The following is a 7,675-nucleotide window of genomic DNA, read 5'->3' on the forward strand; positions in this document are numbered from 1 at the left end:
TGGTTAGCTTCAGAGCTAGCAGCCTGGAAAATGCAGGTTGAGGTGGCAGGTGATATATCTCAAGGGAGAAAGGCAATTGCTGGTAACCGCCCAGATGTGGTTCTGCTAGACTTGTGTTTTCCTGAATCATTGGGAAATGGTTTCGAGCTGTTAGAAGAACTGAAAACAACTCAGCCCCCTGTACCTGTTGTAGTATTTACGGCTCAAGAAAGTTTTGCTGAACGAGTCAGAGTGGCTCGTTTGGGGGGAAGGGGTTTTCTTCAGAAGCCTGTAGCACCCCAAAAGGTGATGGATGCGATCGCTAAAGCGTTGCAACAATCCGGTCCACCACAGGCAAAGCTATTGATTGTTGACGATGACCCTCAAATCCTGGATCAGCTACGCACTGTGCTAGAACCTTGGGGATTCCAATTGACTTTGCTAAACGATCCACAACAGTTCTGGGAGACCATAGAGCAGTGTACTCCCGACTTACTGATTTTGGATGTGGAAATGCCGCAGTTTAGTGGTATTGACCTGTGCCAGGTGGTACGCAATGACCCTCGCTGGGGTGAGTTACCCGTGTTGTTTCTCTCTGCTGTTCAAGATGCTGAAACTTTGCAGCAAGTGTTTATGGCAGGGGCAGATGATTACGTACAAAAGCCAATAAGAGACCCGGAGCTATTGGCTCGCGTGTTGAATCGCATTGAGCGCAGTCAACTAAGACTTAAGATGATAGCACAGAAAAATCAAATGTTGTCAGATAAATAAATAACCCTGGTCAGTTAGTGGACGTAGAATTGGCAGATCGGACATAGTAGAGTTGATCACATTTTATTCACAGTTGATGGTTAACGGTTGACTGTCAGCAATCATGTCAATTGTCAACCTAATTATGATCAATTTCTTTGACTATATCTTATTGGCCGAAACCTTTATTTCCCAAAGTAACTGCTACCTTGGGCAGCCTAAAGTAATCTGGCTACACCTGATCAGTGATACTCTCATTACCCTAGTCTACTATGTGATTCCTATACTGCTAGTGTACTTGATCAGGCAGCGGCAGAATCTGCCTTTCAAGGGACTCTTGATTTTGTTTGGGGCGTTTATTATTTGCGGTGGCACCACTCACCTGATGGAAGTATGGACCGTTTGGGATCCAGCTTACTGGCTATCAGGCTCTATTAAAGCAATTACAGCTATAGTTTCTGTCTACACTGCCATAAAATTCTACTTTATTCTACCTCGAATCCAAAATTCACCTAGTCTGGCTGGACTTGAGCAGCTCAACCAGGAGCTAAAATCTCAAATTGAAGAGCGTATTTTGACAGAGCAATCCTTACGGAAACGTGAGCAACGCTGGCAATTAGCACTACACGGAGCTAATCAGGGAATTTGGGACTGGAACCCTAAAACCAATGAAACCTTTTTCTCCAGCCGATGTAAGCAAATGCTGGGGTATGATGAAAACTACGACATCGGAAACTATAACCATCAATGGTGGACACACATCCATCCCGATGATGTAGACCAGGTGATCAAAGCTATGGAGGATCACTTAGCACAAAAAACCTCCTATTATATTCAAGAGTATCGCTTACAGTGCAACGACGGCAGCTACAAATGGATTCTTGACCAGGCACAAGCACTGTGGGATGAAGCAGGTGATGCAGTGCGAGTGGTTGGATCAATTACCGATATTAGCGATCGCAAGCAGACAGAAGAAGCATTGCAAGAAAATGAAAAGGCGCTGAAGTCCAACCAAGAGCGGCTCGAAGCAATTATGAGTTCTCTTCAAGACGTGGTCTGGTCAGTATCACTCCCTTCTGGGATACTGCGCTATGTTAATATAGCGTTCGAGCAAGTTTACGGTCGCCCAACTTTCGAGCTATTCAGCGATCAAGACAACCTCTGGCGACAGTTTATTGTCCCAGTAGACCGTGATCGTGTTGAGAAGGCATGGCGAGCTGTTCAAGAAAACCGTCGTGAATCGTGGGATTTAGAATATAGAATTCAGCTCAGTAATGGAGAAATTCGCTGGCTGAACGATCGCGCTCATGTGGTTATCCGTGATAATGGCACCTCTGTACATCTTCACGGCATCACTACGGATATCACCAAGCGTAAACAGCAAGAAGCTGAACTGCAACAACTCAATCGAGAATTAGAAATTAGGGTTCAACAGCGCACAGCTGCTTTACTCGAAAGTGAACAACGATTCCGCTCGTTGTTTGAATCTGCCCCAGATTTTATCCATATCTTAGATACTCAGGGCATGATTGAGCAAGTCAACCCCGCTGTTATCCAGCAGTCCGGTTATTCTGAATCAGAATTGATCGGTAATCGGTTAGAAGAGTTCTTTACCCCCAGATACCAAAACATTTGCCAGCAAGAGTTTCCAGTTTTACTGGAGCAGGGAACCCATCGTCAAGAAATTGAGTTTGTCTGCAAAAATGGCACTGTTCTTACCACAGACTCCTCCTGCTCAGTGGTTCATGATACCCAAGGAAACATTAGTTATATCTTAGTGTTGCAGCGAGATATTAGTTCACGCAAACGATTTGAAGAAGAACGTACCCAGTTAATTGCTAGTTTACAGGAATCAGAGCGACGGTGGCGCAGCCTTCTCGAAAATGTGCGACTGGTGGTGGTGGGACTAGACCGACAGGGTAAGGTGGAGTATGTCAATCCCTTCTTCCTAGAATTGACTAAGTACACAGCAGCAGAAGTTTTAGGCAAGGACTGGTTTGAAAACTTCCTACCCAATTCCCAGCAACAGTCAGTACAGCAATACTTCCAGGACATCCTAGATCCAGACTTTCAATCCCACTATCAGCACTCGATTCTAACTAAGTCAAAGCAAGAAAAAATTATTGCTTGGAATAATACCCTACTCCAAAATGTCCAAGGAGAGGCAATTGGCACCATGAGTATTGGGGAAGATATTACCGAGCGCTACGCTATTGAACGGATGAAAGATGAATTCACCTCCGTGGTCAGCCACGAACTCCGTACCCCCTTAACCTCGATTCATGGTGCCTTGAACCTGTTATCAACTGGTCTAATTCAACCTCAGTCTGAACGAGGACAGCGTGTGATTGGCATTGCCGCTGACAGTGCTGAGCGTTTAGTGCGACTAGTTAACGATATTTTGGAACTCGAACGTCTGGAATCTGGTAAGATCCGTTTGTCGAAGCAGCCAGTGAATGCAGCTGAGTTGATGGTTAAAGCTGTTGATCAGGTGCAGGTGATGGCTAATCGAGCTGGGATTAAATTGGAAGTCTCGCCCCAAGCCATTGAATCTGAGATTGAATTCGAGGCTGATAGCGATCGCATTATTCAAGTCATAACCAATTTACTTAGCAATGGGATTAAATTTTCAGACAGAGGTTCTAGTCTATGGTTAACAGTGGAACTGCAACACCCAGAGGAACTAGAAACCACCTCACCCCTTGACCCAAACAGTGCCACTATCTTATTTACTGTTAAAGACCAAGGTAGGGGAATTCCTGCTGACAAACTTGAAAGCATATTCGGGCGTTTTCAACAGGTTGATGCCTCCGATGCCCGTAAAAAAGGAGGGACGGGTTTGGGGTTAGCGATTTGCCGTAATATAGTGGAGCAGCACGGAGGAAAAATCTGGGTTGAGAGTACTGTTGGTGAAGGCAGCAGTTTTTATTTTACCTTACCACAACAAACAGCAGCAGCAGCAGAAGGTGATCACCATGACAACTAAGCGCATTTTAGTGATTGATGATGATGATGGGGTTCGAGAAATCATCCAATTTTCTCTAGAAGCAGCAGCAGGGTGGGAAGTGTTGACAGCTGCTTCTGGTAAAGAGGGATTAGCTAAGGCTGAGGCAGATCAGCCTGATGCTATTCTGCTAGATGTCATGATGCCCGAGCTGGATGGACCGGCTACCTTTCGACAGTTACAAGCTAATGCAGTAACGGCGGATATCCCAACAATTTTGCTAACCGCTAAAGCTAGGAGCAGCGAGCAAAAGCAGTTTCTAGATTTGGGGGTAACTGGAGTTATTACCAAGCCGTTTAAACCTATGGAATTGGTCGAGGAAATCCAAGGGATTCTTAATTGGCTCGATTGACTCATCGAAGTGTTAGGTTTTATTAAAACTCCCAAACCTGCAGCAAATCATAAGGAACTTGATTAGGATTAATTGCTGGTAAATTAGTCGGCTTAGTAAACTTACCTTACTTAATTAATTGCTCAGGACTTACGCAGCTACACCAGATATAGAGGTAAAGGTGCGTTACGCTTCGCTAACAAACCCTACAAATAGAGACTTTGCGTAAGTCCTATTCCTGCAACAAAGCGGTTAATAACTCTCATTTTCGTGAAAGCGATCGCTTTCACTTGCGCCACAATATCTGGACAACAAATTAAACACAGCGATGCAGCGCGCTCAAAGGAGACCACCCCATTCGGGCTTTGCATCAAGACAATGAATCGAGGGTTAATTTCCGACTGTATCTTCCATGAGTTAATTGGTATCAAAGCCTTATATACTAAGCTTTTTAGGGCTCATATCACCCCCTCATAAACTCCAGTCAATATTGATTAATTCAAATCTAAGCCAGTCAACATTACTACAATTACTATTTTGCTTGACCATGGATATCATTATTAAAAAATAACTATTAATTTCAAGAAAGTCTATCCGGCTATTATGAATCGCAGGATTTTTTTAAAAAAATCAGTCCAACCTTGTGTAGTGGAGTTTTAAAAAAGCTTATAATATGGATAGCATCAAGGCACTACCTAACTCATTAATTTTCTTAATAAAAAAGAATGAAAAAACACTTTTTACAGTTTAGAACCGGCATGGCTGGAGTCAATAAAACCATACCGACTGCTGATGGCAGTTATCAAAAAATAGTGTATGCAGATTGGGCTGGAAGTGGACGAAATTACCTGCCTATTGAGGCCAGAATACAGCAAGAAATAATGCCCCTGATCACGAATACTGAAGCCGAAGTCAATTACACAAGAACAGCAATGACACATGCATACAATACAGCCAGAAAAATTATTGCAGAACATATCAATGCCAGTATAGACGATATTATTATTACTGCATCATCAGGTGCAACTATGCTAATCAAAAGGTTTCAGACAATGCTGGGATTGACACCAAAAACAAATGTCACGCAATCTCTCCCGAGCAACAAAAAGCCAGTGGTATTTGTAACACATATGGAGCATTATTCCAATCATGATAGTTGGATGGAGACTGACGTAACAGTCGAAGTCATTAATCCCGATTGTACTGGGCTAGTTGACCTTGGGCATTTGCAGGAACTTCTACACAAGTATAGGGAATTTCCCCTCAAGATGGCGTCAGTCACAGCCTGCTCTAATCTTACTGGTATAAGTCCACCATTTAACTCTATCGCAAAAATCATGCATGAAGCCGGAGGATTCATATTTGTTGATTTTTCCTGCTCTGCCCCATACGTTGATATTGACATGCACCCTCCTCAAGAGAATACTCACTTAGATGCTATTTTTTTCTCATCTCATAAATTCTTGGGAGGACCTGGTTCCTGTGGTGTCTTAGCATTTAACAGAAAACTCTATCATCAAGTGAACTTCCTCTTTAGGGGAGAGTCTAGAGAAAATCAACCAAGGCATTTTGACAATTACAAAACTATCAAAGAAATTGAAAGACTAGAATACAGCGGAACTCCGGCATTACTCCAGACAATAAGAGCAGCTATGTGTATTCGCTTGAAAGAAGAGATGGGGGTTGACAAAATACTCTCACGAGATCAGATACTTTTGAATATGCTGTGGAAGAAACTCGAAATAATCCCTAACCTTCATATTATGGCATCTCAGCATCGATATAGACTTCCTATTATCTCATTTTATATAGAAAATTTGGACTCGTATATAGGAGCAAGATTGCTCAACGATAAATTTGCAATACAGTGCAAAGCCAGTCGTGCAGCACCCGGAAGCTACGGGTATAGTCTTCTAAAAGAAGGTAAGCCAGAAAGTCAAGAGGATAGGTTCAATTATAACCAGCAGCACAACCCACAATTAGGGTGGATTAGAGTTTCCCTCCACCCTGTCATGATGGATGAAGAAATTAAATTCATAGCAGATAGTATAATACAGCTAGCCAATCGGCATCAAGAATGGAGTCAAGACTATTTGTATGATAGATATCGAAACTCTAAATCACAAGCAAGTATCAATCTAGACTGTCAAGCTCAAGAAGCAATGACAACGATTTTTTCACGTAGTTTTGTCCATTAATTTAACTGAGACTTTAGGAATGACTGAAAAGACTAATAAGCGTTACCCGCTAACAGAAGAAGAAAGAGTTTTTTTTGATGACAATGGATACTTAATACTGAAAGGCGTCTTACCTGATGATGTAGTGACATTAGCTTTAGAGAAGGTCGATGATTTATGGAGAAAGCACAAACAGAAAGAGCCAGAATCTCAATCTATTCACTTGTTTGACTTTGTAGAAGAAGAAGATTTCTTTCTTAATCTATTAGATTGGGATAAAACTATCACTAAAGTTGTCAACCTATTAAGCTCTAACATTTTCTTATTCCATTCTCATTTAGATGTCAACTTACCGGGTGAACAACCATTGCCGATAGAGAAGCTAGAATGGCATCGAGATAGTGACATCATAGAAATGGATCTCAATGTATTGAAAACTCATATGTTTTCTGTCAAGGTTTCTTACTGGCTCAGTGATGTATCAAAGCCAAATCGGGGAAATCTTCTGATAATTCCTGGGAGCCACAAGATGGAAAGATCATCTCTTTCCAAAGCAGATTTTGAAAAAGCAGTCCCGATGCTTGTTGCCCCAGGAGATGCTGTATTTTTCGATCGAAGGGTTTGGCATGCTCGAAGCCCAAATATCTCTAGCGTTACAAGGAAAGCTCTTTTTTATGGATATAGTTTTAGATGGCTGGCTTCACGGGATATTTTTAGAAGACATAAAAAAACAGATAACCCTGTTTGGAATCAACTCCTAGGCTGCTATGAAGATCCTAGATCTCGCTATAAACCCAATCTTAAAGATCTACCTATGGGTATTTGGGATGTAGATAGGTGATAATATCTCTTGAAAAGTAGCGATCGCTACTTTTGCAAGAGTTCTAATGGTAGACAGGAGTGGAGCTCATGCCGGTCATGCTTTTATTTTATCCGACGAGTTCCAGCATTTCCCCCGTTTTATTCGGTCTAATTTAACACTTGAACAGGCATCATCCCTAGCTCTGGAGAAATCAAGCCGGATCAAATATTGATAGGAAATCTTCTTGCCTACATCTTTTTACATCCTCAGCTATCCTAACCATCTTCCAATGCTCATTTCTCAACTCTATATTAGGTGAATGAATATTATACTTCCAAAATCTCCAGAAAGAGGTTGCAGTTGCCGCATAACCGATTAATACCTGTAAAAGCTCTTTTTCTAGAGGCTCTAACGAGCGAACCTGTTCATATCCCTTGATGAAATATTTCGCTTTAACAATATCAATTTTTTCTTGGTTTTGGCATAGTCCAAGGATTCCCATTCCCAAGTCAAATAAGAGGTAATAGTAACAAGATTGCTCAAAGTCAATAAAGGCTTTCAAGTTATTTTTTTCATATAAAATGTTATCATAAAAAAGATCACCATGAATTAAGCCCATTGGTAACTTAATG

6 protein-coding genes are annotated in these 7,675 nt (G+C 41.8%); 5 read left to right on the forward strand and 1 reads right to left on the reverse strand.

Annotated elements, in window-relative coordinates:
• The 5 genes from F6K20_RS16275 to F6K20_RS16295 all read left to right on the forward strand — a co-directional run.
• Positions 1-750, forward strand: a 750-nt coding sequence (locus tag F6K20_RS16275; protein ID WP_287295316.1) for a response regulator, incomplete at its 5' end; no start/stop codon positions are given.
• A 124-nt stretch (positions 751-874) separates the two neighbouring features.
• Positions 875-3,715, forward strand: coding sequence for a PAS domain-containing sensor histidine kinase (locus F6K20_RS16280; RefSeq protein ID WP_287267071.1), 2,841 nt, complete (start codon positions 875-877; stop codon positions 3,713-3,715).
• Positions 3,705-4,085 carry a response regulator gene (locus F6K20_RS16285; RefSeq protein WP_008179073.1) on the forward strand — a complete coding sequence of 127 codons (381 nt, stop codon included), beginning with the start codon at positions 3,705-3,707 and terminating at the stop codon, positions 4,083-4,085. Before F6K20_RS16280 ends, F6K20_RS16285 begins: the two co-directional genes overlap by 11 nt.
• Before the next feature lie 704 nt (positions 4,086-4,789).
• The gene (locus F6K20_RS16290) at positions 4,790-6,262 is read left to right on the forward strand and encodes an aminotransferase class V-fold PLP-dependent enzyme (RefSeq protein ID WP_287295318.1); all 1,473 of its coding nucleotides are present in this window, start codon (positions 4,790-4,792) and stop codon (positions 6,260-6,262) included.
• 19 nt (positions 6,263-6,281) lie between these two features.
• Entirely contained in the window at positions 6,282-7,082 is an 801-nt protein-coding gene (locus tag F6K20_RS16295) for a phytanoyl-CoA dioxygenase family protein (RefSeq protein ID WP_008179075.1), read from the forward strand.
• 172 nt (positions 7,083-7,254) lie between these two features.
• Here the strand turns inward: F6K20_RS16295 and F6K20_RS16300 are convergent.
• On the reverse strand, positions 7,255-7,675 hold a 421-nt coding region (locus F6K20_RS16300), incomplete at its 5' end, for a phosphotransferase (protein WP_287295320.1).

The organism is Moorena sp. SIO2C4 (assembly GCF_010672485.1).
GTDB lineage: Bacteria > Cyanobacteriota > Cyanobacteriia > Cyanobacteriales > Coleofasciculaceae > Moorena > Moorena producens.

Bases quoted from the DNA above. Each gene is read 5' to 3' on its own strand.
- F6K20_RS16280 (WP_287267071.1), top strand. From the start codon at position 875: ATGATCAATTTCTTTGACTATATCTTATTGGCCGAAACCTTTATTTCC.
- F6K20_RS16285 (WP_008179073.1), top strand. From the start codon at position 3,705: ATGACAACTAAGCGCATTTTAGTGATTGATGATGATGATGGGGTTCGA.
- F6K20_RS16290 (WP_287295318.1), top strand. From the start codon at position 4,790: ATGAAAAAACACTTTTTACAGTTTAGAACCGGCATGGCTGGAGTCAAT.
- F6K20_RS16295 (WP_008179075.1), top strand. From the start codon at position 6,282: ATGACTGAAAAGACTAATAAGCGTTACCCGCTAACAGAAGAAGAAAGA.